The 25,923-nt window shown below is 57.8% G+C and carries 29 protein-coding genes, 1 tRNA gene and 1 other RNA gene; 17 read left to right on the forward strand and 14 right to left on the reverse strand.

Translation table 11 applies throughout. From position 1 onward, the window contains the following. The first annotated feature begins 532 nt into the window (after positions 1-532). The 6 genes from NW838_RS03030 to NW838_RS03055 all read left to right on the forward strand — a co-directional run bounded on the left by NW838_RS03030 (position 533) and on the right by NW838_RS03055 (position 4,843). A complete protein-coding gene (locus tag NW838_RS03030; RefSeq protein ID WP_414329137.1) occupies positions 533-640 on the forward strand; it encodes a PetM family cytochrome b6-f complex subunit 7 in 108 nt (35 codons plus the stop codon). A 113-nt stretch (positions 641-753) separates the two neighbouring features. Then, on the forward strand, positions 754-1,728 hold the full coding sequence (locus NW838_RS03035) for a ketopantoate reductase family protein (RefSeq protein WP_414357946.1): 975 nt from the start codon (positions 754-756) through the stop codon (positions 1,726-1,728). Between the two features lie 193 nt (positions 1,729-1,921). Continuing rightward, the gene (locus NW838_RS03040; RefSeq protein ID WP_011432494.1) at positions 1,922-2,689 is read left to right on the forward strand and encodes an SDR family oxidoreductase; all 768 of its coding nucleotides are present in this window, start codon (positions 1,922-1,924) and stop codon (positions 2,687-2,689) included. 72 nt (positions 2,690-2,761) lie between these two features. Beyond that, positions 2,762-4,021 (forward strand): sensor histidine kinase, encoded by a 1,260-nt coding sequence (locus NW838_RS03045; protein ID WP_414357944.1) that lies wholly within the window; start codon positions 2,762-2,764, stop codon positions 4,019-4,021. A gap of 154 nt (positions 4,022-4,175) precedes the next feature. Continuing rightward, on the forward strand, positions 4,176-4,439 hold the full coding sequence (locus tag NW838_RS03050; RefSeq protein ID WP_011432496.1) for a helix-turn-helix domain-containing protein: 264 nt from the start codon (positions 4,176-4,178) through the stop codon (positions 4,437-4,439). Between the two features lie 143 nt (positions 4,440-4,582). After that, positions 4,583-4,843 carry a hypothetical protein gene (locus NW838_RS03055; protein ID WP_414357942.1) on the forward strand — a complete coding sequence of 87 codons (261 nt, stop codon included), beginning with the start codon at positions 4,583-4,585 and terminating at the stop codon, positions 4,841-4,843. A 79-nt stretch (positions 4,844-4,922) separates the two neighbouring features. On the opposite strand, the gene NW838_RS03060 is transcribed toward NW838_RS03055, so the two are convergent. Continuing rightward, positions 4,923-5,807 (reverse strand): acyl-CoA desaturase, encoded by an 885-nt coding sequence (locus NW838_RS03060; protein WP_414427480.1) that lies wholly within the window; start codon positions 5,805-5,807, stop codon positions 4,923-4,925. A gap of 310 nt (positions 5,808-6,117) precedes the next feature. On the opposite strand from NW838_RS03060, the gene NW838_RS03065 reads away from it, so the two are divergent. Further along, positions 6,118-6,822, forward strand: coding sequence for a TetR/AcrR family transcriptional regulator (locus NW838_RS03065; protein WP_414357940.1), 705 nt, complete (start codon positions 6,118-6,120; stop codon positions 6,820-6,822). A gap of 200 nt (positions 6,823-7,022) precedes the next feature. Here the strand turns inward: NW838_RS03065 and rnpB are convergent. From rnpB to NW838_RS03080, 3 genes are all read right to left on the reverse strand, one after another. After that, an RNA gene (gene rnpB, locus NW838_RS03070) (RNase P RNA component class A) lies at positions 7,023-7,453 on the reverse strand. A gap of 32 nt (positions 7,454-7,485) precedes the next feature. Next, the gene (locus tag NW838_RS03075; RefSeq protein WP_414427481.1) at positions 7,486-8,709 is read right to left on the reverse strand and encodes a C45 family autoproteolytic acyltransferase/hydolase; all 1,224 of its coding nucleotides are present in this window, start codon (positions 8,707-8,709) and stop codon (positions 7,486-7,488) included. A 21-nt stretch (positions 8,710-8,730) separates the two neighbouring features. Further along, positions 8,731-9,084 (reverse strand): rhodanese-like domain-containing protein, encoded by a 354-nt coding sequence (locus NW838_RS03080; protein WP_414357937.1) that lies wholly within the window; start codon positions 9,082-9,084, stop codon positions 8,731-8,733. Positions 9,085-9,195: 111 nt separating this feature from the next. On the opposite strand from NW838_RS03080, the gene NW838_RS03085 reads away from it, so the two are divergent. The 3 genes from NW838_RS03085 to NW838_RS03095 all read left to right on the forward strand — a co-directional run bounded on the left by NW838_RS03085 (position 9,196) and on the right by NW838_RS03095 (position 13,076). After that, a complete protein-coding gene (locus NW838_RS03085) occupies positions 9,196-10,143 on the forward strand; it encodes a nucleoside hydrolase (protein ID WP_414357935.1) in 948 nt (315 codons plus the stop codon). A 9-nt stretch (positions 10,144-10,152) separates the two neighbouring features. After that, complete coding sequence (locus NW838_RS03090) at positions 10,153-11,295, forward strand: BMP family lipoprotein (protein WP_414427482.1); 1,143 nt, start codon at positions 10,153-10,155, stop codon at positions 11,293-11,295. 242 nt (positions 11,296-11,537) lie between these two features. Continuing rightward, positions 11,538-13,076, forward strand: a complete 1,539-nt coding sequence (locus NW838_RS03095) for a right-handed parallel beta-helix repeat-containing protein (protein ID WP_414356077.1) — start codon at positions 11,538-11,540, stop codon at positions 13,074-13,076. 333 nt (positions 13,077-13,409) lie between these two features. Here the strand turns inward: NW838_RS03095 and ndhI are convergent, their stop codons facing one another. Genes ndhI through NW838_RS03115 form a run of 4 tightly spaced genes read right to left on the reverse strand, consistent with a single transcriptional unit; the run spans position 13,410 to position 16,685 of the window. After that, a complete protein-coding gene (ndhI, locus tag NW838_RS03100) occupies positions 13,410-14,042 on the reverse strand; it encodes an NAD(P)H-quinone oxidoreductase subunit I (protein ID WP_414331863.1) in 633 nt (210 codons plus the stop codon). 38 nt (positions 14,043-14,080) lie between these two features. Then, positions 14,081-15,202 (reverse strand): NADH-quinone oxidoreductase subunit NuoH, encoded by a 1,122-nt coding sequence (gene nuoH, locus NW838_RS03105; RefSeq protein WP_414331864.1) that lies wholly within the window; start codon positions 15,200-15,202, stop codon positions 14,081-14,083. Between the two features lie 55 nt (positions 15,203-15,257). Then, the gene (locus NW838_RS03110) at positions 15,258-15,461 is read right to left on the reverse strand and encodes a hypothetical protein (protein ID WP_011432507.1); all 204 of its coding nucleotides are present in this window, start codon (positions 15,459-15,461) and stop codon (positions 15,258-15,260) included. A 39-nt stretch (positions 15,462-15,500) separates the two neighbouring features. Further along, complete coding sequence (locus NW838_RS03115) at positions 15,501-16,685, reverse strand: NAD(P)H-quinone oxidoreductase subunit H (RefSeq protein ID WP_041437160.1); 1,185 nt, start codon at positions 16,683-16,685, stop codon at positions 15,501-15,503. A gap of 169 nt (positions 16,686-16,854) precedes the next feature. Here NW838_RS03115 and NW838_RS03120 point away from each other — a divergent pair, with 169 nt between their 5' ends. After that, positions 16,855-17,178 (forward strand): DUF3288 family protein, encoded by a 324-nt coding sequence (locus NW838_RS03120; RefSeq protein WP_414356075.1) that lies wholly within the window; start codon positions 16,855-16,857, stop codon positions 17,176-17,178. Between the two features lie 57 nt (positions 17,179-17,235). Here the strand turns inward: NW838_RS03120 and NW838_RS03125 are convergent, their stop codons facing one another. After that, a complete protein-coding gene (locus NW838_RS03125; RefSeq protein ID WP_414352218.1) occupies positions 17,236-17,793 on the reverse strand; it encodes a carboxymuconolactone decarboxylase family protein in 558 nt (185 codons plus the stop codon). A gap of 144 nt (positions 17,794-17,937) precedes the next feature. Continuing rightward, complete coding sequence (locus NW838_RS03130; RefSeq protein WP_041436298.1) at positions 17,938-18,192, reverse strand: hypothetical protein; 255 nt, start codon at positions 18,190-18,192, stop codon at positions 17,938-17,940. 59 nt (positions 18,193-18,251) lie between these two features. Here NW838_RS03130 and ureG point away from each other — a divergent pair, with 59 nt between their 5' ends. The 5 genes from ureG to NW838_RS03155 all read left to right on the forward strand — a co-directional run bounded on the left by ureG (position 18,252) and on the right by NW838_RS03155 (position 22,527). After that, a complete protein-coding gene (ureG, locus tag NW838_RS03135; RefSeq protein ID WP_011432513.1) occupies positions 18,252-18,914 on the forward strand; it encodes an urease accessory protein UreG in 663 nt (220 codons plus the stop codon). Next, on the forward strand, positions 18,911-19,714 hold the full coding sequence (locus NW838_RS03140) for an urease accessory protein UreD (RefSeq protein ID WP_414352216.1): 804 nt from the start codon (positions 18,911-18,913) through the stop codon (positions 19,712-19,714). The genes ureG and NW838_RS03140 overlap by 4 nt, the downstream gene beginning before the upstream one ends. A gap of 51 nt (positions 19,715-19,765) precedes the next feature. Beyond that, a complete protein-coding gene (locus NW838_RS03145) occupies positions 19,766-21,280 on the forward strand; it encodes a hypothetical protein (protein ID WP_414356074.1) in 1,515 nt (504 codons plus the stop codon). Positions 21,281-21,338: 58 nt separating this feature from the next. Next, positions 21,339-21,418 (forward strand) — tRNA-Leu (locus NW838_RS03150). Positions 21,419-21,915: 497 nt separating this feature from the next. Beyond that, positions 21,916-22,527: a Ycf51 family protein gene (locus NW838_RS03155; protein ID WP_414356073.1), complete on the forward strand. Its 612-nt coding sequence runs from the start codon at positions 21,916-21,918 to the stop codon at positions 22,525-22,527. Here the strand turns inward: NW838_RS03155 and NW838_RS03160 are convergent. Both NW838_RS03160 and NW838_RS03165 read right to left on the reverse strand, forming a co-directional pair. Continuing rightward, positions 22,455-23,372 carry an alpha/beta fold hydrolase gene (locus tag NW838_RS03160; RefSeq protein WP_414427483.1) on the reverse strand — a complete coding sequence of 306 codons (918 nt, stop codon included), beginning with the start codon at positions 23,370-23,372 and terminating at the stop codon, positions 22,455-22,457. The two genes, NW838_RS03155 and NW838_RS03160, sit on opposite strands and share 73 nt — an antisense overlap. Positions 23,373-23,402: 30 nt before the next feature. Continuing rightward, on the reverse strand, positions 23,403-24,068 hold the full coding sequence (locus tag NW838_RS03165) for a Crp/Fnr family transcriptional regulator (protein ID WP_011432518.1): 666 nt from the start codon (positions 24,066-24,068) through the stop codon (positions 23,403-23,405). A 369-nt stretch (positions 24,069-24,437) separates the two neighbouring features. Between NW838_RS03165 and surE the strand changes: the two genes are divergently transcribed. Continuing rightward, a complete protein-coding gene (surE, locus tag NW838_RS03170) occupies positions 24,438-25,217 on the forward strand; it encodes a 5'/3'-nucleotidase SurE (RefSeq protein WP_414427484.1) in 780 nt (259 codons plus the stop codon). Between the two features lie 22 nt (positions 25,218-25,239). Here surE and NW838_RS03175 read toward each other — a convergent pair whose 3' ends face one another. Further along, positions 25,240-25,449 (reverse strand): pentapeptide repeat-containing protein, encoded by a 210-nt coding sequence (locus tag NW838_RS03175; RefSeq protein ID WP_414328915.1) that lies wholly within the window; start codon positions 25,447-25,449, stop codon positions 25,240-25,242. Then, positions 25,446-25,919, reverse strand: a complete 474-nt coding sequence (locus NW838_RS03180) for an EVE domain-containing protein (protein WP_414356493.1) — start codon at positions 25,917-25,919, stop codon at positions 25,446-25,448. Before NW838_RS03180 ends, NW838_RS03175 begins: the two co-directional genes overlap by 4 nt. Positions 25,920-25,923: the final 4 nt, after the last annotated feature.

Below are 25,923 nucleotides of genomic sequence, written 5' to 3' on the forward strand. Positions count from 1 at the left end.
CGACGATGTCGAACCATCCTCGCTCCTGACGCACGCGCCCTACCGCTATGGTCATCTGAACTACTCCTTAAAGACATCTAAATGAATGAGGACGTTAATGAAACTACAAAGTTTGCCTCTTCGAAGCAAGAGCGGAGCCTAGGTATAAAGACTCAACCCTCGGGTCTTTTGCCTCAGTTTCTTTGAACGGCTCTTTGGCGAGAACTGCCTGGGAACTTTCCAGTGGGTTAGAATTCCCAGCGCTCCAAGACCCTATCGAGAACCGTTTCCAGGGCTCACGAGGCCCAACAGAGCATTCGAGAGCCACCGGACAAGTTTTACGGCTGTAGGCATTACAATTTAGCCTATGCCGGTAAAGACTTGTAAATTGCTTTCATTATAGAGGTGGATAGCCGGATCTTATCAAGTCCAAGAGAACGCCTGTTTTTCCAGGAGCTAGGTTTGGGTCGCTACACCGCTGGAGTGAAGGCCAGGGCTGGGGATCCGATATCCTGAGAAGGCGATGTATCCCATTTGCGAGGAAGCTGAATCTATGGCTGGCGAGATCTTCACCATTGCTGGACTCTGCATTGTGCTGACCCTGGTGGGCGTGGCACTTGGATATGGGATCCTGAGGGTGACCCAAGGGGGGGCAGAGTAAAGCTGTCGAGGATTTCTCCCGGGCCCGGTATCGGGCCTTGTTACAGCTCCATGTCAATTCCATGTCAATTGGCCACCTGGATATGAGGTGGGTGGCGGAAAGATGATAAACTCATGAAGATTTGTATCGTTGGCGCTGGGGCGGTGGGAAGTCACTTGGCCATATGCCTGGCTCGGTCTGGCTTTCCCGTCAGTGTCGTGGCCCGTGGAGCTCACCTGCAGGCCATCCGCACCCAAGGTCTAAAGCTGATCCGGCAGGGGGATCCCTCCCAAACCTGGGTGGAGCACTTGACGGCCACCGACGATCCGGCTGCCCTGGGCCCACAGGACTGGCTGATAGTGACGGTCAAGGCCCACAGCTTGCCGCAGCTTGCCCCTCGACTGGGATCCCTGTGTGGCCCCGACACCCCCATTGTGATTGCCCAGAATGGTATCCCCTGGTGGTACTTCTACCGGCATGGGGGCGAGTTTGAGGGGCATTCCCTGACTTCCGTGGATCCAGAAGGGGTTATCGCTGCCCATCTGCCGATAGAGCGGGTGATCGGCTGTGTGGTGTATATCGCCGTGCAGTTGGCAGAGCCAGGAGTGGTCTTGCACACAGGGGGTGGGCGCTACATTCTGGGGGAGCCGGATGGATCCCTGTCAGGACGGCTGCAGTCCTTGGCCGCCATCTTTGAACAGGCGCAGCTTTCCACCACCCTCACCTCGCAGATTCGGGCCGAGATCTGGCAGAAACTGTGGGGCAATGCCGCCTTCAATCCCATCAGCGCCCTCACCCGGGCTGCTCAAGATGAAATTGCCCAATACCCACCCACCCGTGCTTTGGTTCGGTCGGTGATGCAGGAAGTTGAGGCTGTGGCCCAAGCTCTAGGGATCCGGCTGCCGGTCTCTTTGGAAGAGCGGCTAGAAGATGCAGCCCGCGTGGGATCCCATCGCACCTCGATGCTGCAGGATATTGAGCTGGGGCGACGGACGGAGATCGAGGCCATTGTGGGAGCCATCACCGAGTTGGGGCGTTTGGTGGGGGTGCCCACTCCCCATTTGGATACTCTGTATGCTTGCGTCAAGCTGCTGGAGCGCTCTCTTTAGGCTCTTGCAGGGAGCGGTAGGGTCGCTACCGAACGGCAGAGAAACGATTCGTTTGCTGGATCCCAGGCTCCCCCCTGGGGAAGTGGCTCGAACTCTAGAATGGCTGTAGCCTCGAACTGACGAGGAAGCTGAAGGTGGCTGTCCATTTTTCTCCGACTCAACCCAACTGAAATCACAGCATTTGAATTAGCAAATGATGCTTGAAAACTCCATCGTGCTCATCACCGGAGCCAGTAGCGGCATTGGGGCCGCTTGTGCCACCCTTTTTGCCCGTTCTGGAGCCCGCCTGATTCTGGTGGCCCGCCGTCAGGATCGGCTGCAGGAACTGGCTGGGGAATTGCAGCAGGCTTACGGCACTCCTTCCTACCTGCTGGCTTTGGATGTGCGGGATGGGGCAGCCGTGCAGCAGGCGCTCCAATCTCTGCCCTCGCCGTGGGCCAACATCGACATCTTGGTCAACAATGCAGGTTTAAGTCGTGGCTTGGACAAGCTCCACATGGGGGCCTTGCAAGACTGGGAAGAGATGATCGATACCAACCTCAAGGGTCTGCTCTATGTTACCCGCGCCGTTTTGCCCGGCATGGTGGAGCGAGGTCGAGGCCATGTGGTGAACATCGGCTCCATTGCCGGTCGGCAGACCTACCCAGGTGGCGCTGTGTATTGCGCTTCTAAGGCCGCCGTGCGGGCCATCTCCGAGGGGCTGAAGCTGGATTTACTGGGCACCCCCATTCGCGTCACCGAGATTCAGCCGGGCCTGGTGGAAACCGAGTTCAGCCAAGTGCGCTTCCGTGGGGATCGCGCCCGTGCGGCAGCAGTGTATCAGGGCCTCACCCCCTTGACGGCGATGGATGTGGCTGAAGTGGTGGTGTTTGCGGCAACCCGTCCCCCCCACGTGAACATCAGCGAGATCTTGCTTGTGCCCACCGACCAAGCCAGTACCACCCTCGTACATCGTCGATAAGAGGCCGGCAACCGGGCTTTCGCCTCCACTCTTGCTTCCCTGAGCGACAATGGCAGCAAAGGTGGTGGGAACATGGGACTGGAAGCCGGGATCCTGATCGGGTTGGGAATCGGTTTGCTTTGCACGTTGCTCCTGCTGTGGCAAAGTCGGCGTCGTTTCAGCCGCGAATTGCAACGGTTGGGATCCCTGGTGCATCTGGCCATGCCCCTCCACTCCCTGGAACAGATGCTCAGCTTGCTCAGCCGTTATCTTCGCCAACAAGATCTGGATTGGGCCAACCAAAAACAGCAACTGCAAAACTGGCAATACCTGAGTCAGCGGCTCCCTTGGGGATATCTGCGGGTAGACGAAAACAACGTGGTGCTGGAGTGCAATCCTGCCGCCCAGCGCCTGCTGCGCATCAGCCAATGGCAGCCGGGCATCAAGCTCTTGCTGGAATGGGTGCGCTCCTATGAGTTGGATCAGCTCATCGAGGCTACCCGCCGACAGGAGACCGCTGCTCCTGTCCAAAGTCGCGAATGGATTTTCTACCCTTCCGGTGGGGATGGCAAACCGATTCCGCTGCGGGCTTGGGGGTTGCTCCTGCCGCAAGCGCACGTGGCCATTTTTTTGGAAGACCGGCTGGAAGCAAAAATGCTGGCCCAACAGCGGGATCGCTGGGCTTCGGATGTGGCTCACGAGCTGAAAACCCCCCTCACCTCCATTCGCTTGCTGGCCGAAACTTTACAAAGCCGGGTCGATGCCGCTCAGGCAGTCTGGGTAGAACGATTGCTAAATGAAACTCTGCGCCTGAGCCGTTTGGTTCAAGACTTGCTCGAACTCAGTGCCCTCAATCTGGGAGCCGCATCCCGCTCTCAGTGGCGCTGGGTGGATCTGGCAAGTCTGGTGCAGGAAGCCTGGCAAAGTTTGGAGCCGTTGGCCAAACCCCGCCACCAGGAACTGCACCTGAGCGGATTGTCCCAGATTTACCTCTGGGGAGATGAGCAACGCCTATACCGCCTCATCCTCAATCTCTTGGACAACGCCGTCAAGTATGGCAAGCCCGACTCTCCTATCCATGTGGTGCTTTCGGAGCAGGGATCCCAGGTGCAGTTAGAGGTGTATGATCACGGCCCCGGCCTGCCAGAGGATCAATTTGAGTTGGTCTTCCAGCCCTTTTACCGCACCGACACTGCGCGGGCCCGCAGCAAAGGCGGAACTGGCCTAGGGCTGGCAATTGTGCGACAAATTGTCGAAGTTCACGGGGGCACCATCCAACTGCGCAATCACCCACAAACCGGTGGGCTGTGGGTTCAGGTGGAACTGCCCCGGAAGCACTTGGATCCCTTGTGAAGCCTATCCGAAAACGCTCGCATCAGTGGCCTGCAGCCGGAGTCTGGCCGAGAATCGCTCAAGATTTCCCTGCTGCAGGGCTATCCATCTCAGGGGTGATCCCCTAGAATTGGGGTAGGTAATCTTTACAGTTCATCTTAAGCAGGCATTCGGAATGGGTACTGACTATCATTCCGCAGACTTGTTGTCCGAACGGGAGCTGCAGGTCATTGAGTTGATTGCGGCAGGACTGACCAATCAGGACATCGCGGAACGCCTAGAGATCAGCAAGCGCACCGTTGACAATCACATCAGCAATATTTTGAGCAAGACCCGAACGGCAAATCGGGTGGCCTTAGTACGCTGGGCCTTGCAATGGGGAAAGATTTGCCTGGATCAGGTAAACTGCTGCACTTTGGTCGATGACAAAATTGCTTAGTCCCATCCCATTTTGCCGGTCAAGTCCTCGCCCCAGAGTTTTGCATAGAGGACTCTTTTACTTTTTGCAGTGATTGCATAATCCGGAAGTTACTTGGGTTGTCTTGAGTTATACCCTGGGCTACGTTGATCGGGCTGTCATTCGTGAGCACTCCCAAAATGAAGCGCTACGCTATTCGCTACGATTCTATGCCCCTGATGGTTTATCGGGAATTGGCTGCCCATTTGGCTTGTGTTTCAGGGGTGAAAACGGAGCTGGAGTGGAAAAAAAACTCCACCTTTCGCTACCAAGACAGCCAAATAGAGGCATTGCATATTCATCAAGAACCCGATGCCGACATAGAACAAATTAAGCGTATTCTTGACCACTATGGAGCGTGGCAGTATAGCCCCTTAGAAGACTAGCTCTCTCTGCAACCCAAAAGGGATCCCTAGGGATAGGGATCCCCGGATGATTCCTCTGCAAGGTCTGGGAAAAACCAGTTCAGCGAGCAGCTTGGCCTTGGGCAGGCAGGTGCAGCTTACGAGCCAGGCCCAATCTCGCCAACAGCCAAATGGCCCAGTAGGTCATGTCGATCTCCCACCAACGCAAACCGGCCTTAACGCACTTCGGGTCGGCATGATGGTTGTTGTGCCAGCCTTCACCATAGGTTAGAATGGCCGCCCACCAAAGGTTACGAGCATTGTCATTGCTCTCGAAAGTCCGGTAACCCCAGAAGTGGCTGGCCGAGTTGATCAACCAGGTGCAATGCAGTAGCAGCACTGTCCGCACAAAGATACCGTACACGACGAATGACCAGCCCCCCAGCAGGTAGAGTATTGCAGCCAACGGCAGTTGCAAAAGCAGAGCATACCTATCCAGCCAGCGGTAGAAGGGATCCCGAGCCAAGTCCGGCGCAAAGGCAGAATACTTCTCAGGGTTAAAAAATTCTTCGCGGTGGTAGATCAGCCAGAGCACATGGCTCCACCAAAAGCCCTTACGAGCAGAATAGGGATCCCTCTCCTCATCTTCGGTAAAGGCGTGATGCTGACGGTGGCCACCCACCCAAAAGATCGGCCCCCCTTGAACGGCCAGGGCACCGAGAGTAGTGAAGACATATTCCAGCCACTTGGGCACTTGGAAGCTGCGATGGCTGAGCAAGCGGTGGTACCCCAGGCAGATGCCCAAGCTACCGAAACACCAGTGGAGAAACAGGGCTACCCCCAGAGCGGGCCAGGAGAAGAAGAAAATGCCTCCCACCAAAGCCACCACGTGAAAAATGGCAAAGAAGAGCACATGTTCCCAAGCAAACCGAAAGGACTCTTGGGGCTCGGGCCGATTGAGCGGAGCGGGATGATTCAGCGATTGGCGAGAAAAAGAAGTGGTCATGAACCCACAAAACCTCAGAAGAAGAAGTAGACTAGACTGACTAGGAAAGAGCCAAAACACAAAGCCCAAGTTAAGGCCGCCGGATAACAGCGGCCCAACGTGAAAACGGAGTCAAACCCCTGAAGACACCGCCATAGCCAGCGGTGACTTGCTATGTGCTCCGCTGTGATGAACTTGGCTACACAGGAAGAAGAGGAGCAGAGGCAACGCTGCCGACATCCTCTTGCTTGACATTAAGCCTAGCGGTATTCCACCGTAAATGCAAGCGTCACTTGCAGCCCGCCGCAATTCTTCAGGTTTTCTCCTCACTATGGCACGTCCTTCTTCTCGGCAAAGGCTGCTGAATGCGGCTCGGGAGCTGTTCGTTCGTCAGGGCATCACCCAGACCACCACCCGTCAAATTGCGGATTTGGCCGGAGTGAATGAGGTCACCCTGTTTCGGCACTTCGGCACCAAGCAAGGGTTACTCCTGGCCGTATTTGGGGAGCTGGGGGTCTTTTCCGGCATAGCCGATCTGCCCCTGAAGGCGGATCCCGCCCCCTCTCAAGGCTCTGGGTTACAAGCCATTCTCCTGCGCTACGTCCACACCTGTTTTCGGGCTTTGGCCGACAATCCTGAGCTGGTGCGCTCCCTGGTGGGAGAGGCCGGTCTTTATTCTGAGGAGCATCGTCGCGCCTTGCGGCTGGGTTTTTCTCAGGCCCAAGAACAACTGACAGAGTATTTGCGGCGATTTCCCAACTCTGAGTTGCAATCTGTCGAGCCGGATCGCCTTAATGCAGCCGTTGGGGTTTTGCATGTAATGATTTTGGGAGCAGCCATGCTGGCAGTAACCGCCGAGTTGCCCACCGTTCACGCCGACGGGGCGGAGCCCTCTGTCGAGGAGCAGAATGAGGAGAAACCGGCAGATAAACAATCAGAAGAAAGCGCTGAACCCGACAGGATACCCTCCCTCCTGCAAGCCTGCGTGGAGCTGTGGATGGCAGGCGTGACCAGAATGACAGAACCTACGCCGTAGCGCAGCCACCCACAATTGGACAAGGCTCTCCAAGTGCCCTAGGTGGGCATGCGATACAGCTTCTCCCAACGACACACTGACTACGGCCAATAAATAGCCCCAGACCACAGGGATCCCGGCAACCTGCAGAACTCCCGTGAGCTCGGAACAAACTCTCTCTGTGTGCAAATAGATGTGCAAACAGGTAGATGTGCAAGTAGAAAAGAGAGGAGGTTGTAAGCCGGGTTCTGTAGTGCAGAGTTGCACTGGCGATCATCTATCTGGGAGTGATGTTACCATCACCCTCTAGCGGCTCACCACCATCGAGAGCACCCTTCCCCGCTTTGGGTACCGTGATCTCGATGCAGCCAACAGGGGCGAAGAACAGCCATGATCCTGCGGCTGCGGCCTTGCTTTCCACCGGGGTTTACCGAGCCAACGCCTCACGACGTTGCTGGTGGGCTCTTACCCCACCTTTGCACCCTTACCTGTGCTGGGATCCCAGCCATCGGCGGTATGTTTCTGTGGCACTATCCTCGCGGTTACCCGCACTGGGAGTTTCCCCAGCGGTGTGTTCTTCTGAAAGCCCGGACTTTCCTCATCCCGCTGTCTGGTGGCGACAGCAAGGACGCGATCGCCTGCCCCTCCTCTCTCTTCAGCTCGATCCTACTGCATCTTCCAAACCTAGAAAATCCCGGAAATCGGTACAAACTCCACTTGATCGGGAATGTTGGGGGCCAGGTGTAAGATTTGCCGGTTCAAATCCATCACCACAGCCGCCACGCTTTCGGTGCGATCCCAGGCGGGCAGATGGGGATCCGGATGGCGGCAGATGCAGTGGGGGGCATTCGTCCGGTCTTGTAGGATTTTTTGAAGAGCGACCGCGTCTAGGGTTCCCGTTTGAGCACTCTGGCGAAGCAAATGATAGGCCCGTTCTAGCCTTGTGGAGGATCCTATATGGGGGGGCAGCTCATCTTCTCGCAAGGCCGGATCCAGGAAATGATTGGTGTGGGCGAGGATCCCTCCTTGAGGGAGATGCAGGCCAATTCCTCGTGGACTGATTTCAAAGCTGGTCGCCTTAGCGGGCTGTAGGCCTGTCGCCTGTCCTGTAATACCGGCAACGCTGACACAAGAGGAGGCGGTGTAGGGGTAGGATCCCACCCTCTCTACAGCCTGCTGCCACTCCTCGCACTCCAACAATAAGCGCAACAGCAAATGCACCGGCATTCCCTCGGTTTGCCCATCTAGGGTAGAGCGCAAGAGGTTGAGGGCTACGGCCAACCCTGCTTGATTGAGGCCAATTTTGGCCAGGATCCCAGCTTCGGTCAGGGTGAGGTAGGCAGGGTGGTTATCGGAGCGAACGCACAACAGCACACAGGCCCTGCGCTGCTCCCCGATCCAATCCCAGGTTTGGGCCAAGTAGGTGTGGTGGGTGGAGGTAGCCTGGGGCAAGGCCGCCAGGGTGGTGCATTCTCCCCCATCCGGGTTGGCTTGGGCTGGATCGATGAGATCAATCCCCTTGAATTCATGAGCAGGATCCGCTGGGTGCTGGGGTACTCCGTTTTGGAGATTGTGTTCCAGAGCAGCGGCGCAGTCGGGATGGGATCCACCGACAACCGATCTGGATAAAATCTCGGTGCGCAAATTGAGGGCCAGAATCTCGGCAAAACGGAAGCCACTCCCCGCGGCAATGCCTTGGATTTCTTCCAGCAGGTGGGGCACGTGGCGCTCTAGCCAGGGCAGGGATCCCTCTGCTTGGGTCTGGGCCTGCTGCCAGGTGAGACCACAGCGGTAGGCAAATTGGCGGGCGTAACTAGCAATGCTGTGGCGAATGAGTTGGGCCGCCTGGGATCCATACTGTTGGCCTCGTTGTTGGGGATCCCCCTGCAGATGAAGAATGGGGAACATGGTGCTGGTTTGCCCGTGACCTCAATAGGTGGGCAGGGAGGGATCCACCTCACAAGCCCAAGCGTGAATGCCGCCGCTGATGTTATAAACCTGGGTGAACCCGTTGGCCTGTAGCCACCGGCTCATCTGAGCAGAGCGGATGCCATGATGGCAGAGCACAAAAGTTGGCTGATTCGGATCCAGCTCTGTGAGGATCCGTTCCCTCCATTCCTCGTACCGGCTCAAGGGGTAGTTGCGAAAGCCTAAAGCATTCAAATTCACCAGCTCCAGCTCTGCCGGTTCCCGCACATCGATCAATTGCAGAGGCCCAGCCTCGGGATCCCGTAGGTGTTGGGCCATCTGTTGCGGCGTAATGGAACGGATGGAAGAGGACATCAATCGACTCAAGCCTACACGGATCCCTTCTCAAGATACACCGGCTCAATGGCTGCCCTGAGACTGCCTGCAAGGGTTAAGATGACACCTTGATTTGGGCTTAGCCTGTGTATGGCTGTGCAGCGCTTTTTGATCGACACGGATACGGCGGGAGATGATGTCACCTCGTTGCTCTTTGGGTTGCTCTGGCCCAACAGCAGTGTGGAAGCGATCACCGTCTGTGCTGGCAATTTGCACCTGGAACAATGCGTTGAAAATGCTCTCTATACCCTGGAGGTGGCGGGAAAAGCTGGGATCCCGGTCTATCCCGGGGCCAGCAAACCCCTGGTGGGCAAGCTGGTTACAGCGGCCTACGTCCATGGAGAAGACGGCATGGGCAATTCTTTTTTCCCCAAGGCCAGGCAGCGCCCGGAATCGCTTTTCGCCCCGACAGCCATTGTGGAGCTGGCCAACCGCTGGGCCGGAGAGCTGCAGATTATCGCCCAAGCCCCCCTGACGAACCTGGCTCTTGCCTTGGCTCAGGATCCCAACCTACCTCACAAAGTGAAAAAACTCTGGATCATGGGTGGCACCAACCATGCTCTCGGCAACATCACACCGGCTGCCGAGTTCAACTTTTACGTGGATCCGGAAGCGGCCAAAAAGGTGTTGCAGGCTGGATTTGAGGTGGTGCTGTCCCCTTGGGATCTGGCGGTCAGCGATGGCTTTTTGACACGAGAAGAGCTAGAACCGATCCTCTCCCTGGATACTCCCCTCAGCCGCTTTTACTTAGCGGTGAACCGGGTGGCCTGGGAGTTCAACCGCTCCCATCCTGAAGGGGGAGGTCTTGACGGCATCACCCATCCCGATTCTTTAACCATGGCCATGGCTTTGCAGCCGGAACTGATTGGCCAAAGTTCCCGTCACTATGTGGACGTGGAATGTTGCGGAGAGCTAACTCGCGGCTATAGCTTGGTGGATCGCCTAGGCATTCTGGGTCGGCCTGCCAATGCTGAGGTTGTGCTCAGAGCGGACAAAATGGCTTTTCGAGAGATGCTAATCAAGCTACTGGGGCGATAGGAAACCATCATGATGCGCAAAACCTTGGGGATCTCTTGGGTATTAACGGGGATATTGACGGGGCTGTTCGTTCTCAGCAGTGCCGCTCAGCCTCAAATACGGGTGGGTATTGCCTTTGGAGAAGGGGGCAAAAACGATCGCAGCTTCAACCAATCGGCGGCAGAAGGGGCGGAACGCGCCAAGCAGGACTTTGGAGTGCAGGTGTTCGACTTTGAGCCGACGGATCCCTCCCAACTGGGGCCGGGGGTACGCAGGTTTGCCGAAGAGGGGTTTGATGTGGTGATTGGGGTGGGCTTTGCCCTGGAACCGGCTGTTACCGCCAGTGCCGCTGAGTTCAAAGAGGTGAAGTTCGGCTTGGTGGACGCAGTTTCCCCCGAAAAAGACAACGTGGCCAGCCTCCTCTTCCGAGAACATGAGGGATCCTTTTTGGTGGGCTACATTGCCGGCAAGCAAACCCAAACCGGTGTAGTCGGCTTCTTGGGGGGCATGGACATCCCCCTGATCCACAAGTTTGAGGCGGGCTATCGAGCCGGGGTGGAATATGCCTGCGCCGAAGACGGCATCACCTGTCGCGTCATTGCCAACTATGTCGGGACTACGCCCGCCGCCTGGAACGATCCGGCCCGAGCCAAAGAGATCGCTGCTGCCCAAAAAGCCCAAGGGGCCGACATCATCTATGCCGCTGCCGGGGGATCCGGCCTGGGGTTGATCGACTTTGTCAAGCAAGAGAGATGCCTCAGAGCCTCCGATCTGCCCGCCGGGGTGAGTTTCATTCGGGATCCCTTTGCGGAAGTGCCCAAGCCCGCAGATTATGCCAGCCTCTGCAGTGGGGATACCCGTCCGCTGTTCTTTATCGGTGTGGATGCCAACCAAAACTACCTGGGGGATACCGACAACAACCCTGCCACCCTCAACCACGGTCTCACCTCGATGCTGAAGAGGGTGGATGTGGCCACCTATGAAGTGATTCGCAGCGTGGTGGAAGGCAACTTTGTCGGCGGCATTCAAACCTTTGGCCTGGAGAATGAGGGTGTCGGCTATGCTCTGGATGAGTACAACCAAGCCTTGCTCCCGGCAGATTTGGTGGCCGCCGTGGAAGCGGTGAAGCAGAACATTATCGCCGGAACCCTCCAAGTTCCTGAAGAGCGCTAGATTTTTGAGATTTTTGTTGCCGATTGATGATTGATTGCGGATCCCTTGCGAAGCCTTGACTGAGGAGGGGATTCGTTAGAGGATGCTTTTGCTGAGGGCATTGGATCCCAGCTTGGCCATCTGTACCTTGACCCCGTGGCAGTTGTTTGTTGCTCTGACAACCTTGACCGCTAAGCGCTTGAAAGGGCTTTCCACCTATGCTTGGCCAAGTATCCAAATCTGGTTGGGGGATCTGTTCAGCCTTGCTGCCTCTGTTGGCGGGGGTTGCCCTCGGCTGTGGGGGTGGCGGCGGCAGTTCTCCACCTCTTCCTCCGCCAGGTGGCGGGCCCATCATCCTGAGAGTGGATCCGGCCAGTGGCCCCTTTACCAAACTGGCAGACGCAGTTGCAGAGGCGCAGCGACTTCAGACTGCCACAGCCGGCCTGGAGGTGCTGATCGAGATTTTGGGGACGGGCAGGGAAACTTTGCAAAGCAACCTGGCCCTGGATGGCGGCGATGGCACCAACGGCGGTCGCATTCGCATCACCAGCTCCACCGCCTATGAGATCCTGACCGGGCTCTTTGACGTGATTGTAGCCAGCCAAACCAGCCTGCAGGGGGTAGATGTGGTGCTGGGGGGTGGACGGGTGCAGGTGAACAACGGCACTTTTCAGCCGCGCAAGGTCACCCTCAACGACCCTCGCTCCAACATCTTGGTCAACGGCAATGCTGCGGTTCTAGAGGGAGCCTTGAACCAATTGGCCGAGATTTTGTGCCAGCAATTTTTGGATCCCTGTGTGCAGATCTCTGGGAATGGCCGGGTCAGCCGTGTCTCGCCGATTGTCAGTAAAACGGGTGGGGTGGGCATAGGCACTGTGCCGGGCAGCAATCCCATCCTTGAAAACAACACAATTCTCCTGCAGGCTTTGGGGGCTTTGGCCGTTCGCTATGGTGACAACTCCGGCGGGATCTTCCGCAACAACCAAATCGAAGGGGATCCACCCACGGCTGGAGCCGGCTTGGTACTGCAGGCGCGGCAAGCAGGTACGAGTGGCACTACCGGGATTCAGCTGGATGGGGCAGGCTCAATTCCATCCATTCAATCCAACCGGATCGGCGTGGGCAGGATAGCCGGCAGTGTCGGCATTCGTATTTTGCAGGGAACCCAGGCCCGCACCATTTCCGGGAATACGTTCCTAGCTCGGGGCGAGGGCGTAGGAGTGGCAATTCAGACGGCCCCCGGCACCCCAGATGCGGTAGTCGCAGCCTACCTGGCTGGCAATACTTTCCAAGGAAACTTTGCTCAGAGGGTCACTGGGGAACCTGCGCCCACGCCAACTCCTACCCTGAGGCCACCACCAACTCCTGCACCGACACCCTCTCCCACTCCTGCACCGACACCCTCTCCCACCCCCACACCTCCAGTATTGGGCACCGGCCCCATTCAAGTTACCTTGAGTTGGAACACCATCGATGACCTTGACCTGTATGTTACGGATCCCACGCAGCAGACCGTGTTTTTTAACAACCGAATTGTCCCTTCTGGAGGACGGCTGGATGTGGATGCCAATGCCGACTGTGTTGCCGTAACCCAAAATGCTGTGGAGAATGTCTTTTGGGCTTCCACCCCGCCCTCAGGGCCATACTTCATCGAGGTGAGATTGTTCCGGCGCTGCTCCCAATCAACTGCTCCCATTCCCTTTACCGTAACGGTTCGCAAGAGCGGAAACGTCGCGCAGACTTTTAGCGGCTTGGCCACATCCCCTGGCTTGGCGGGTAGGTTTACGTTTTCCTTCCCCTGAAGTTAGCCAAGGCTGGCAGCCATCTGCCCTGCCCACGTATGGCCATTTTGGTTCAGACTAGGACACCACACCTATACTCATACTCAGATCTTTGATTGCAGATCGCAGGGTTCAGAAGACCTTATTTCTGCGCCCCAGGCATCTCATTCCCACTAAGGACAGCTCCAACTTCGCGGCCTCGACGCTTTTTCTGGCCATCACCTTGCGGCAGCGGGCGATGCTGGAAGGCAGTCCCACAAGTTCAAACAGTCACATCCCCTGGGAAAGGGGCTAGGGGTGGCGGACAGCGGCGCGGAGCGCTTTGCGTCAGCATGAGTGCGGGAGTATGTCACGCTATTCCGCAGCAGCCTTGGCTGCTTTCGCTTCGGCTTCCTTAGCAGCTTTGGCCGCTCTCATTTCCGCCAGAATCTCCTCCGGTCGTTTGCCAGCCCGCTGGGATCCAGCAGGCAAGTCGTGGGGATCGATCACCCCTTTGGGCAGATAGGCAAACTCCCGCAGTGGGGTCACCATTGGGTCCTCAGTTACCTTGGAGGGCAAACGGCCCATCGCCACCTGATGGTAGTTGAGGTCGTGGCGGTCGTAGGCGGCCAGCTCATAATCCTCAGTTACCGAGAGGCAGTTGGTGGGGCAAAACTCCACACAATTGGCGCAGAAAATGCACACCCCAAAATCAATGCTGTAGCTGTAAAGCTCCTTTTTCTTCAGCTCTGGGTTGTAGGCCCAATCCACCACCGGCAGGTCAATTGGGCAAACTCGAACACAGATCTCGCAGGCAATGCACTTGTCGAACTCGAAGTGGATGCGTCCCCGAAAGCGCTCAGAGGGGATCAGCTTTTCGAAGGGGTATTGCACGGTTACCGGGCGCCGGCCCATGTGGTCGAAGACAACCCCCATCCCTTGGCCGATGTACTTGGCGGCTCGGAAGGCATCGCCCACATATTCTTTGACACGCTTGAGAAACGTCATGACCTATGTTCTCCCTCTCTTGCCTCTTTACTTCTCATTCAACCCCCAAAAAAGGTGGGGAAGGCGAGCTTTAGGGCTGCCGTCAGCAGCAAGTTAACAAAGGATACAGGCAGCAAAAACTTCCACCCCAAGTCCAGCAGTTGGTCAATGCGCACCCGTGGCAAGGTCCAGCGCAGCAGGATGGCCAAGAAGATGAAGATAAAAGCTTTGACCATCGTCATGACAATGCCCAAGGCCGCCGCGCCGATCTGCAAGAAGGGGTTATCCAAGGGGATCCCGGCCAAGGCGGCAATCGTTTCCACCGGCACCACGAACGACCAACCCCCCAAGTACAGCACTGCCGCAATCAGAGAAGCCAGCAGCAAGTTGGCGTAGGATCCCAGATAAAAGAGGGCAAACTTCATACCGGAGTACTCCGTTTGGTAACCGGCTACCAGCTCTTCTTCTGCTTCCGGCAAGTCGAACGGGATCCGCTCCGTTTCCGCCAGAGCCGAGATCAGGAAAATGACAAAGCCAATGGGCTGCCGCCAGACGTTCCAGCTCAGAATGCCCAGGCCGCTCTGCTGCTCCACGATCCCCACCGTGTCCAGACCGTTGCTCATCAGCACCACGGCCAACACTGACAGGGCCAGCGGCAGTTCGTAGCTGATCGATTGAGCTGCCGCGCGTAGCCCACCCAGCAAGGAGTACTTGTTATTGGAACCGTAGCCCGACATCAACAAACCGATGGGTTGCACGCTGGAGGTGGCGATCAGGAAGAACACGCCAATGGCAATGTTGGAGATCAATAGGTTCTGGCCAAAGGGAACCACCAGGTAGCACAAAAAGACGGGCAGGAAAACCAATATCGGCCCCAGCGTAAACAAGACTGGGTCGGCCAAGATGGGCAGAACATCTTCTTTGGTCAGCAGCTTGATGCCATCGGCAATCGGGATCAGCACCCCCTGAGGGCCGGCCATGTTGGGGCCAATCCGCTGTTGGGCTGCTGCCGAGATCTTGCGCTCCAGCCAGGTCATGACCATCACCCCCAAGGTGGCGGCGATGATCAGCAGCAACATGGGCAGGGGCATCCAGAGGGCATGGGCTGCGCCTGCTCCCAAGCCCAAGTTCTGTAGGGCAGTCTCGAAGCCAAGTTGTAGGTCGATACCAGCGTTTGTCATGGGGGTGAGTAGCTCCCTAGAGACGGTTGGTCAGGAAGGTTCGGGATCCCTGTAGCTAAGTTTTCCCGTTGGGATCCGATTGGGGGGGACGGTTGCGGCGGCGTAGCTCCTGCTGGATGATGGCCTGAAGGCGAGCATCAGATAGCTCTTCCGCGCGGCGGCGCCTTTCCTCTTGGTACTTAGCCCATTGCTTGGGGCCGATAACCGCAGCAATGACAGACACAATCAACAGCGGCAGAACCAAGATCGCCCAGGCCATCGCCTTTGTCCTCGCTTTCCGTAAGTATCTTAGCGATTCCTAGCGATCCACCTCGCCCATGATGATGTCAATGCTGCCGAGGATGGCGATCATGTCGGCTACCTTCATGCCGCGAATGAGCTGAGGCAACACTTGCAAATTGACAAAGCCGGGGGGACGGATCTTCCAGCGCCACGGGCAGACGTTGTCGTCACCAACAATGTAAATGCCCAGCTCTCCTTTGGCGCTCTCCACCCGCACGTAGGCTTCCCCTTTGGGGATCTTGAAATTGGCGGAAGGCTTTTTGCTGATGAACTGGTAGTCCCCTTTGTTCCACTCCGACTTCGGCCCCTCCAGCATCCGCTTGGCTTCCAGGTTTTCAAAGGGGCCTCCTGGCAAAGCCTTGACGGCTTGCTGCACGATCTTGCAGGACTCCCGCATCTCTTTCATGCGCACCCGATAGCGGGCCAGGCAATCCCCTTCGGGGTAAACGGCCACCTCCCAGTCGAAGTCGTCGTAGCACTCGTAGTGATCCACTTTGCGCAGATCCCAGTTGACGCCACAGGCCCGCAACATGGGACCCGACAGACCCCAGTTGATGGCGTCTTGCTTGGAGATGGCTCCCACCCCTTCCAGCCGCCGGCGGAAAATCGGGTTGTCGGTAACCAGCCGCTCGTATTCATCCACTTTGGGCAAGAAATACTCGCAAAAGTCTAGGCATTTTTCCGTCCAGCCGTAGGGCAAGTCCACCGCCACGCCGCCTACCCGGAAATAGTTGTTGTTGATCAGGCGCATGCCGGTGACGGCTTCAAACAAGTCTAGGATCCACTCCCGCTCCCGCATGGCGTAGAGGAAGGGGGTTTGGGCGCCCAAATCCGCCAAGAAGGGACCAAACCAAAGCAGGTGGTTGGTGATGCGGGTCAGCTCCAGCATGATCACCCGTAGGTAGCTGGCCCGTCTGGGCACGCTGATCCCGGCCAGTTTCTCAACGGCATTGACGGTGATGGCCTCGTTGAACATGCCGGCCCCGTAGTCCCAACGGGAGACGTAGGGCAGGTATTGCACCACCGTGCGGTTTTCGGCGATTTTCTCCATGCCGCGGTGCAAGTAGCCGATCACCGGTTCGCAATCGACGATGTTTTCGCCATCTAGGGTGACCAGCAAACGCAAAACCCCATGCATAGAGGGATGGTGCGGCCCAAAGTTGAGCAACATCCGGTCGGTACGGGTCTCGATCATGGGCATGGGCATAGCCGCCGCCTCCGCAACTGAAGAATGTTCATGGTCTGCAACATTTGCAGTATAGCGGTTTTCTTCTGCCTTCTCGGGATCCCATGCCATCAAGGATCCCAATCCTCGATATTGAAAGTCTCCAGGGGAACTCAGCTAGAGTGAGAAAAAAGGAGGGAGGCCGATGGCTGTATCCCGTTCACCCGCGAATGGCCCATCCCGGAGAGAGCAGCAACATCCGCAGTATGCCACCGACCGGGCTGTGCTCGATGAGCTGATGGTGCAGGCTCAGGAGAGGCCCCTCTCCGAGTGGGTGCTGGCGGAAGTCGCCCGTTTGCGCATCCGTTACCACGGTTTCCCCGGTGCCTGGGATCTGCAGCGGGATTTGGATCAGATCTTGGAACAGTGGGGCATGAGCGAAGAAGAGCTGTTCGCCCAGACCCGCCAGATCCATGCCCGCGGCCAGGTGTACGACCGCAGCTTTAGCACGCGAGACGACTGGGCCTAGTGGAGGGTTTGGGTCGGGATCCCTTACCCCTCTGAGAGAGGGGAGTTTGCCGGTTGTTCATGAGACGTGAAGCTGCTCGGCAAAGACGGGATCCAAAGGCACATCTAGGGCGGCAATCACCTTGGTCCAGAAGTTCATGAAGCCAATCCAAGCCGATAGCTCCACCAGATCTTCATCTGACCAAATGGCTTTTAGCTGGGCAAAGAAGCTGTCGGTCACCACCATGCTGGGCACGGTCATCCGCTCAGCGTACTCGATGGCCAGCTTTTCCGCCTCGGTGTAGAGGGTGCTGGTGCGGGCCTGGGCCACCGCCGCAATTTTGGCAGGGGAGGCGCCGTACTTTTGCGCCTGCAGGGTGTGGTAGGGAAGGCAGTAGTGGCGGCAGCCGTTGATTTGGGCAATGCGGATGCTGACCAGCTCCTTCAGCTCTTCAGGCAAGTTGGGGTTTTGGGTGTGCAGCGCCCCGTAGAGGTTCATCACGGCTCGCATCAGTTGGGGCTTGTGGGCCATCACCTGCAGGGGGTTGAGGGCGGTGCCGTAGGTTTTCTCCAGGCTTTCGTAAACCTTTTGCAGTTGCTTATCGGCTTTCTCTGGGGTAACAGGAGGGATCCGCATGGACGGTCTATAAAAATTGCAGCATTCTCGACTTTAGCGCGTCTGGGGGATCCGCCCAAGCCTGAGGGGCGCTTCACGGTCTGGGGGAGGGATCCCTTCTCCGCCTGAAACCAGGCACCTGCCTCCCTTCTTACTTGTCAAGGGTCAAGGATTGCCCAAGGATTGCTCAACGGCTTCCACCTGCTGCTGGGTGGCGGTAGCCCCTTGGTTGAGGGTTTGCTGGATCTGTTCCCGAGATTGGTAAATCTGCAGCGGCCCACCTTGAGGGATCCCTTGCTGGGCAGCTTCTGGGCTGGCTTGCTCTGGTCTCGGCTCCGAACTCAGCGGGTTGCGATAGAGGCGGTTAACCAGCAAAAATCCCACCAGCACCACAGCAGTTGCCACCAAAAGCCGAACCATACTCGGATCCCTTGCAAGCATCTGGTTCTAGAATGCCCAAAAAGAGGAGCAGGTATCCGATGTCGGGCAAAGTTGCGCAAACTTCCCAGCCGGTACGGGTTGGCATTGGCGGCCCGGTGGGATCTGGAAAAACCGCTTTGGTGGAAAAGCTCTGCTTGGCGCTGCGGGACCACCTGTCTTTGGCGGTGGTGACCAACGATATCTATACCCGCGAGGATGCCGAGTTTTTGGTGCGGGCCAAGGCCCTGGAGGCAGAGCGGATCATTGGCGTAGAGACCGGCGGCTGCCCCCACACCGCCATTCGGGAAGATGCCTCCCTCAACCTAGACGCCATTCAGGAGCTGGAGCGCCGCTTTTGCCCCCTGGATCTCATCTTGGTGGAATCGGGGGGGGACAACTTGGCAGCTACCTTCAGCCCGGAGCTGGTGGACGCCTGCATTTACGTCATCGACGTGGCCGAAGGGGACAAGATCCCGCGCAAAGGCGGGCCGGGGATCACCCGCTCCGACCTGCTGGTGATCAACAAGATCGATCTGGCTCCCTATGTGGGAGCAGACTTGGGGGTGATGGAACGGGATGCCCGTCGCATGCGGGGAGATAGGCCCTTTGTCTTTACCAACCTGCGCACGGGTGAGGGGCTGGAGCAGGTTCTCAGTTGGCTGGAGCGGGAGGTGCTGTTTCGCCCCATCAAGGCCGACCCCCCCTCGGTGAGCCGCCTGTGAACTTCGGTAAGGCCATCTTGAAGGCAACCCGCCGAGGCGACCATACCCACATTTGGGAGTATTCTCAGGCTCCCTTGCAATGGCTGGGATCCCCTGGGGAGCCACCTGTGTACTACCTGCGCAACCCCAACGGCGGCCTGCTGGGTGGGGATCGCCACCGGATCGAGATCGGGCTGGGGCCAGGCTCGGCGCTGGAAATTCGCACCCAAGGGGCAATGCGGCTACATCCCGGCTTGATTCGGCAACAGGTCAAGGTCAAGCTGGCCCCCACCAGCCAGTTGATCTGGATCCCTCACCCGACCATTCCGGGGGCAGGGGCAGACTTTCGCCAGCAGGTGCAGATCGAACTGGATCCCACAGCCCGCCTGGCCTATGCCGAGATCTGGACTGCCGGACGGCTGGCCATGGACGAACGCTGGCAGTTTGAACATCTTGCCAACTGCTTGCAAGTTTGGGTCACTGCTGGGATCCCATCCTCCCCCGAGGGGAGAAAACTCTGGCTGCAGGAACACATAGACCTGCACTTTCCCCATCGGCAGGTCTCCGCCGCGTCAGTGCTGGGATCCCATCTCTGTTGGGGATCCCTGTACTTGCTGGGGGATTGGCCGGAACCCACTTGGCTGACCGTTCACATCAGCGGAACGGAGTCCCCATACTGGCTGGTCAAGTCTCCGGATCCCATCTGTAAGGGTTGGATTCTGCGCCAGGTGGGGCCACAGGCAGAGGCCATTTGGCGGCATTTTGGCCAGGTTGCACTACAGCTTGCTCAAGCCAAGGGTGGCTCACCCCAGGGGTGGTAGACTAAGGCTGACTCAAACCAACTGGTTGACCCAAGGCCGGGACGGAGTCCTTTGAACGCTGCTCAACGGATTCTCAGACGCTCTGTCCTCAGGGGGCGAAGTCGCTGGCTGCTCCTCTACGAGAAGGGGATGGCCCTGCTGGCCCTGAGCAACCTGTGCTTGGTGCTCTTCGACATGAGCTATGTGCCTGGGCGAGATTTTTGGCTCCAGGGTCGGGTGCAAATTTTTGGCGCCTTTGGTCCTCCCATTCCGCTGCCGATTCTCTCCGAAGAAACCAGCCGTTCCCCGGTGACCGACCTATACGATCCCATCAAAGGTATCGAGCCCAACCCCGAAACCCAGCGCTACTTGGCCTTGGTGGATGAGCTGCGCCAGGTTACCCTGCGGTTTGGCGTGGAGTCGGAAGCGGCAGCACCAATCCTGGCCCGCTTGCGGGAGCTCAGCGACGAGATGATTGAGACCAATCCCTTTCAGGGCGCCAACAAAACTGGCCAGTTTGTGCGTATCCTCAATTTGATGCGGGAGCACATCCCAGAAGCCGACTCTGCCAGAGCCGCCTTTGCCCGCTTTTGGACTGCTGAGTACTTGGCCGGCGCCGATCCCGCAGATGGAATTGAATTTTTCCAGACCCGGCTGCGCCCCCTCTTTGAGACCAACTATTTCCGCCCCATTGGTGAGAGCGGTAACCCTGTTGACTTTTTCCCGGTGCTGGATTTTCCCTTCGTGCTTCTGTTTGGGCTGGAATTTTTGCTGCGCACGGTGGCCATCAGCCGTCGCTACACCGGCGTCAATTGGCTGGATGCTATGCTCTGGCGTTGGTACGATGTGCTGCTGCTGCTGCCCTTTTGGCGCTGGCTGCGGGTGATCCCCGTCACCATCCGGCTGGGACAAGCACAGTTGCTGGATCTGGAGCGGGTACGCGCCCAGGTGAGCCAGGGCTTTGTTACCAACTTCGCCGAGGATCTGACGGAAGTCATTGTTGTGCGGGTGATTAACCAAATCCAGGTATCCATTCAGCGGGGATCCCTGCCCCTGCTGCCGGCAGCGCGTACCCAGCGCGACTACATTGACATCAACAACACCAACGAGCTGGAGGCGATTGCCAACCTGGTTTTTCGCATTGTTCTCTACCGCGTTTTGCCCCAGGTGCAACCGGAATTGCAACAACTGCTCCGCTACAACCTGGATGGCCTGCTCAAGCAGTTGCCTGCCATGCAAACTCTAGAACAGCTTCCCGGCCTGGGATCCCTGCCTGGCCAACTGACGGAGCGCCTGGCCAACGAGCTGACCACCACCACCTACAAAACCCTGACGGGCAGTTTCGAGGATCCCGTCGGCTCCAAGCTGGCAGCGCAACTGATGCAGCGGTTTGGTGAAGTCTTGGCACGAGAACTCACCCAGGAGCACGCTTTGGAGGAAATTCGCTCTCTCCTGCAAGACTTGCTGGAAGAGATCAAGATCAACTACGTCGAGCGGCTATCCCACGAGGATCTGGAGGAGGTGATGGAGCAAACCCGCCAGCTTCGGCAAAAGGCCCAGCAACTGGAGAAAGACCGCCGCAACTAGGGTTGGGAGGATTGGTTGACGAGGTTTCGCCAGTTCAGTAGGATAATGTTTCCAGGTCGGGCGAGTGGCGAAACTGGTAGACGCACCGCACTCAAAATGCGGCGGGAAACCGTGTCGGTTCGAATCCGACCTTGCCCATGATTTTTAGTCTGCTGTGACGAGCTGTAAGGCTCGCTGCTTTCTGGGTTTGGTAGGTTGATCCCTCTCGCCTCTTCTCACCAAAGACCCAGTGATAGAAACGGCCAAGCCCTTCTGGAGTAGGTTGTAGGGCATCTTGCGTCCAGATCCTGAATAAGCTTCGTCTTGACTTGAGACAAAGGCAGCCTTTCGCGGCAGCGGGATGGAGGTCTTTTGGGTAACCTGTCACTACGAGCCTACCGGCTAGATAAGGAGGGCGTGAAGATCTGAAACAAGTGGTACCACGAGATAGACCAAGCTATGTTGGCCCGGCGATGTTCTGAGGGCTACTCTGCCCAACACCGTTCGCGGCAGCAGGACGGGATCCCTAGATAGGGCAGTTAGAATCGCGCTTACCCTGCACTTAGAGATGAAGCTCTAGGGGGTGACATACTCCCGCACTCATGCTGATGCATAGAGGGCAGGGCTTCCCGGCAGTCTAGCTAAACTGGGGAATTATGGATGGAACTTTAGAGTCTTTCTTTGCCTCTGCCACCCGAATTGGGCTAGGTCTGGCAGGCTTGCTGGCTATGCTCACCCTGCTGGCCTGGATCCGCAATTGGCCATTGAAGTTTTCCCTGGTGGGCTACACAGCGTTTGCGCTGGTTTTAACGGCGGGATGTTTTGCCCTCAGCTTGGGGCCGATCTTTCGCTCCCGCATTCCCGGTGCTGCCCCCTACACCACCGTCTATGACCAAGGGGCGGATCGAGCGGTTATTGCTGTCAGCCCGGATATCACCCCAGAGCAACTGATCCTCACCCTGAAGCAGGCGGCCAGCGATTTGGGATCCCCGGGCCGCTTCTCCACCGGTTCGCCGGTGTTCACCTTGCGGGCCCGCACCGTCATCCATCCCGAGCCGGGAGTTTCCGAGCCGTTGCTCTTGGGCACGCTGCAACAGCCGTTGGGAAAGCGCCTGCGCACCCCAGAAGAACAACAGCAGCAGCAGATCCATCTAGAGGAAGAGGCCTTTGCCCGGCTGCGGAAGTTGGCCCAGGGTCAGGCTTCTGCCGCCTTGTCTGCAGAGGGAGCGGAAGAGCCAACCACCGGGATCCCACTTGCCCAGTCTTGAGCGCTGAGCCAGCGGCGCAGATCCTGTCCCACCCGGTCGGGGATCTCCCAGGGAAAGAGATGAGCCACGTTGGGATAGACAATGCAGGTGCAGTGGGGCAGGGCGCGGGCTGTGGCCAGGCTGCTGTTGGCGGTGATGTGGCAATCCTGCTCGGCGGCCATGAGCAGTACCGGGATGCGAATTCGGTGCAGATCTCCCTCGCGGTTGTAGCCCCGTTGCAAAGCGGCGCGCAGAGCTTGGCGAGCCTGGGGGGAGGTGTGCAGATAGGCGGGCAAGGCCATGTGCGCCAAATACCGATAGGCCGTTGGGGTCTGTTGCTGCATCAGGTAGCGGTAAAGGGAGCGACGGCCAAAGGTCTCGATGTTCCATTCCCAGCCGGGCCAAAGCCAGTTGAGCAGCGAGGCAACGCCGGTGTTGACCTGATCCCAAAAATCGGTGGGGGGATGGTTGCTGCGGGGGCAGGCGGCACTGGCCACCAAGACCAAACCCTTTACCCGCTGCGGCAGCCGCAAAGCCAACTCCAGGGCCAGGATCCCGCCCAAGGACCAGCCCAGAACCAGACACTCCTGCCAGCCCAGGCGATTGAGCAGTAATTCCAAATCCTCCAGGTGCTCCTCCATCTCGAAGGGATCCACCACCTGCGAACGTCCATAGCCGCGCAGATCTGGCGCCACACAGGGGTGCATTCCCGCCACTGCCTCTGCAAATACCGCCATGCAGTCGGCATTGCCCGGATGGCCGTGGAGCATCAAGATTGGGAGGGAGGGGATCCCTTTTCCCCAAGTACGGTAGTGGAGCTGCAGGCCCATCGCGTCAGCAGTGCAGTTCCCGACTGCTGTAGGCATAACACTCTGGATAGCATCTAGACAGCAGGGTTAGGCGCTGGCCGCCTTCTTCGGAGTGGGCTGGAGCTTTACCCCGTTGGGAATGCAAATTAAGTTTTGATCCAGCACCTGCACAAACCCTTTCGAACGCAGGGATCCCAGAAGACGAGTCACCGTCACGCGGGTGGCCCCAATGGCATCCCCAATCTGGGCATGGGTAAGGGGCCAGGGGAGATACATCCCTTGTTCACAGGGCTGTCCATACTCTTCGATCAACAGGCTCAAGAAGCCCTTGAGGCGATCGATGGCGCGCCGTTGGCCCAGATTTCCCAACCACAGCAGCTTCCGTTGCAGTTGCTGGCGGAAGTTTTCCTGAATCTTCTGGTGCAGATAGGGCCACTGCTCCAGATCCTGCCAGTAAAACCACATCACCGTGGTGCGATCGGCGTGGGTGCAGGCTTTCAACTCAAAGCGCTCTGGGTTGCTCAGCTCAAAGGGAAACCCAGCCGTGATAAACCCAACAAAGACCTCCCGCCGCTCTGGAGTTTGGCTGACCAGGCGCACCACTCCCTCTTGGGTGATGTACACCAATCCCGGACGAGTGGGAATGCGCACGTCTTTGGGAAAGGTGCGACAGCGGTAGTGCTCCTCGGCCCACTGGCAAAGCTCACGCCATTCCTGAGCCTCTGTTGCCGATGTGATGGAAACAAGTGACATGAGATCAACTTCCTGTCGCTCGAGCGACCTGATGGGTTTTACAGACTCCCCAGCTTTGCCCCGCTGTTCGCTTTAGCGGGAAGGAGTCTCAAGGGGATATGGATGAGGAAACAGCAAGATGCAAACAAGAAGGCACAACAAAGAGGAAGGAAACCGCAGGGTTTACTTTACCTTAGCTTCATAATGGCACTTGACCTCATGGGGTGACATTGTGTTCCTACTGATATTGTTCGAAAGGCTACGTCCAATAATAACCTCAAGAGGCCGTGAATTTTCAGATTTCGTCGCTGAACTTGGCTACCTGAGGGATCAGAGCGGATCGTTGGGTCAGACTGGTGTATGTCTAAGGGCGGGTGTGGGGTGGCTGCGATGAACATTCTCATCAGCAACGATGATGGCATCCAGGCGGCGGGGGTACGTTGTCTGGCCGCTGCTCTGGCTCGGCTGGGCGCACATCAGATCACGGTGGTCTGTCCGGATCGGGAGCGCTCGGCCACCGGCCATGCCTTGACGTTGCACAAGCCGCTGCGGGTGGATCCGGTGCGGGAAGGATTTCCCCCAGGAGTGCAGGCCTGGGCCTGTTCGGGCACACCTTCCGACTGTGTCAAGTTAGGTCTGGACGGGCTATTGGATCATCCTCCCGATTGGGTGATTTCCGGCATCAATCAGGGAGCCAATCTGGGCACCGACGTGCTCTACTCCGGCACCGTATCGGCAGCGATGGAAGGGCTGCTGGAAGGGATCCCCAGTTTGGCGGTGAGCCTGGCCAGCTTTACCCATCAGGATTTTCAGCCGGCAGCGCAAGTGGTGCTGACGTTGCTGGAGAAACTGAGCTTGAAGCCCTTGGGGGAGCCCATGCTGTTGAATGTGAATGTGCCGCCATTGTCGGCTGCCGAGATGCGCGGCATGGTTCTAGCTCCTCTGGGCTGGCGCAAATACACCGATATCTACGAGAAGCGGGTGGATCCGCGCGGCAAGGCCTACTACTGGCTGGCAGGAGAGGTGGTGGAAGAGGAGGTGGATCCCTGTTCGGACGTGCGGGCGGTTGCTGAGGGCTATGTGTCGATTACGCCCCTGCAGCCGGATCTAACGGCCTACGCGGCCTTTGATAGCTTACAGCGCTGGGGGCTCTCAGCCTTTGGCTCATGAATTTTAAGCCGGTGAGCTGGGGTCAGCGCCGAACAATGTCATCCCCTCCAAATTTTGGGTCGAACTCGGCGGGAAAGCGGGTGTTGGCACTGTAGATTGCCCCTTCCAGAAAAGCGCTCTTTAGGTTGTCCATCGACAGATTGGCCCCTCGCAAATCCGCCCCCGTTAGATCCGCCCCACTTAGGTCGGCGCCACGCAAATTGGCCCCACTCAGGTTGGCCTCGCCCATCATAGAGGAGACTGCGTAGAAACTCCCGTCAGCGCCAGCAATCGTTTCGCCACCCCTTCGGCAACCGGCATGACCGACAGTCGCGTGCCCCGTCGTACTACTTCCAGCTCCTCTGGGGTGAAGGTGTCTCGCAATTCAGCCAAAGGGATCAATCGCCCAAAGGCTGAGACAAACCGCACTCGCACCGTATGCCAGCGGGGATCCTCGCGGGTAGATTTGGGATCATAGTAGGGGCTGGCAGGGTCGAATTGGCTGGGATCCACCACGTGGGTTTCCAGGATCTCCATCAAACCGGCAATTCCGGGTGGCTCGGCATTGGAATGGTAGAAAAAGGCGCGATCCCCAGGCTGCATTGCCTTCAGATAGTTGCGGGCTTGGTAGTTGCGCACGCCATCCCAAAGGGTTTGGCCCTCCCGCTGCAAATCCCAGATGCTATAGATGCTGGGCTCAGATTTCATCAGCCAATAGTTCATGGGG

It is taken from the genome of Synechococcus sp. R55.2, from assembly GCF_047462075.1.
GTDB lineage: Bacteria > Cyanobacteriota > Cyanobacteriia > Thermostichales > Thermostichaceae > Thermostichus.

Bases quoted from the DNA above. Each gene is read 5' to 3' on its own strand.
- NW838_RS03130 (WP_041436298.1), bottom strand. From the start codon at position 18,192: ATGGTTCGGCTTTTGGTGGCAACTGCTGTGGTGCTGGTGGGATTTTTG.
- NW838_RS03115 (WP_041437160.1), bottom strand. From the start codon at position 16,685: ATGCCCATGATCGAGACCCGTACCGACCGGATGTTGCTCAACTTTGGG.
- surE (WP_414427484.1), top strand. From the start codon at position 24,438: ATGAACATTCTCATCAGCAACGATGATGGCATCCAGGCGGCGGGGGTA.
- NW838_RS03090 (WP_414427482.1), top strand. From the start codon at position 10,153: ATGATGCGCAAAACCTTGGGGATCTCTTGGGTATTAACGGGGATATTG.
- NW838_RS03110 (WP_011432507.1), bottom strand. From the start codon at position 15,461: ATGGCCTGGGCGATCTTGGTTCTGCCGCTGTTGATTGTGTCTGTCATT.
- NW838_RS03045 (WP_414357944.1), top strand. From the start codon at position 2,762: ATGGGACTGGAAGCCGGGATCCTGATCGGGTTGGGAATCGGTTTGCTT.
- NW838_RS03030 (WP_414329137.1), top strand. From the start codon at position 533: ATGGCTGGCGAGATCTTCACCATTGCTGGACTCTGCATTGTGCTGACC.
- NW838_RS03180 (WP_414356493.1), bottom strand. From the start codon at position 25,919: ATGAACTATTGGCTGATGAAATCTGAGCCCAGCATCTATAGCATCTGG.
- NW838_RS03035 (WP_414357946.1), top strand. From the start codon at position 754: ATGAAGATTTGTATCGTTGGCGCTGGGGCGGTGGGAAGTCACTTGGCC.
- NW838_RS03175 (WP_414328915.1), bottom strand. From the start codon at position 25,449: ATGATGGGCGAGGCCAACCTGAGTGGGGCCAATTTGCGTGGCGCCGAC.
- NW838_RS03060 (WP_414427480.1), bottom strand. From the start codon at position 5,807: ATGACCACTTCTTTTTCTCGCCAATCGCTGAATCATCCCGCTCCGCTC.
- ndhI (WP_414331863.1), bottom strand. From the start codon at position 14,042: ATGACGTTTCTCAAGCGTGTCAAAGAATATGTGGGCGATGCCTTCCGA.
- NW838_RS03085 (WP_414357935.1), top strand. From the start codon at position 9,196: ATGGCTGTGCAGCGCTTTTTGATCGACACGGATACGGCGGGAGATGAT.
- NW838_RS03080 (WP_414357937.1), bottom strand. From the start codon at position 9,084: ATGTCCTCTTCCATCCGTTCCATTACGCCGCAACAGATGGCCCAACAC.
- NW838_RS03065 (WP_414357940.1), top strand. From the start codon at position 6,118: ATGGCACGTCCTTCTTCTCGGCAAAGGCTGCTGAATGCGGCTCGGGAG.
- NW838_RS03160 (WP_414427483.1), bottom strand. From the start codon at position 23,372: ATGCCTACAGCAGTCGGGAACTGCACTGCTGACGCGATGGGCCTGCAG.
- NW838_RS03050 (WP_011432496.1), top strand. From the start codon at position 4,176: ATGGGTACTGACTATCATTCCGCAGACTTGTTGTCCGAACGGGAGCTG.
- ureG (WP_011432513.1), top strand. From the start codon at position 18,252: ATGTCGGGCAAAGTTGCGCAAACTTCCCAGCCGGTACGGGTTGGCATT.
- NW838_RS03155 (WP_414356073.1), top strand. From the start codon at position 21,916: ATGGATGGAACTTTAGAGTCTTTCTTTGCCTCTGCCACCCGAATTGGG.
- NW838_RS03165 (WP_011432518.1), bottom strand. From the start codon at position 24,068: ATGTCACTTGTTTCCATCACATCGGCAACAGAGGCTCAGGAATGGCGT.
- NW838_RS03075 (WP_414427481.1), bottom strand. From the start codon at position 8,709: ATGTTCCCCATTCTTCATCTGCAGGGGGATCCCCAACAACGAGGCCAA.
- NW838_RS03120 (WP_414356075.1), top strand. From the start codon at position 16,855: ATGGCTGTATCCCGTTCACCCGCGAATGGCCCATCCCGGAGAGAGCAG.
- NW838_RS03040 (WP_011432494.1), top strand. From the start codon at position 1,922: ATGATGCTTGAAAACTCCATCGTGCTCATCACCGGAGCCAGTAGCGGC.
- NW838_RS03125 (WP_414352218.1), bottom strand. From the start codon at position 17,793: ATGCGGATCCCTCCTGTTACCCCAGAGAAAGCCGATAAGCAACTGCAA.
- nuoH (WP_414331864.1), bottom strand. From the start codon at position 15,202: ATGACAAACGCTGGTATCGACCTACAACTTGGCTTCGAGACTGCCCTA.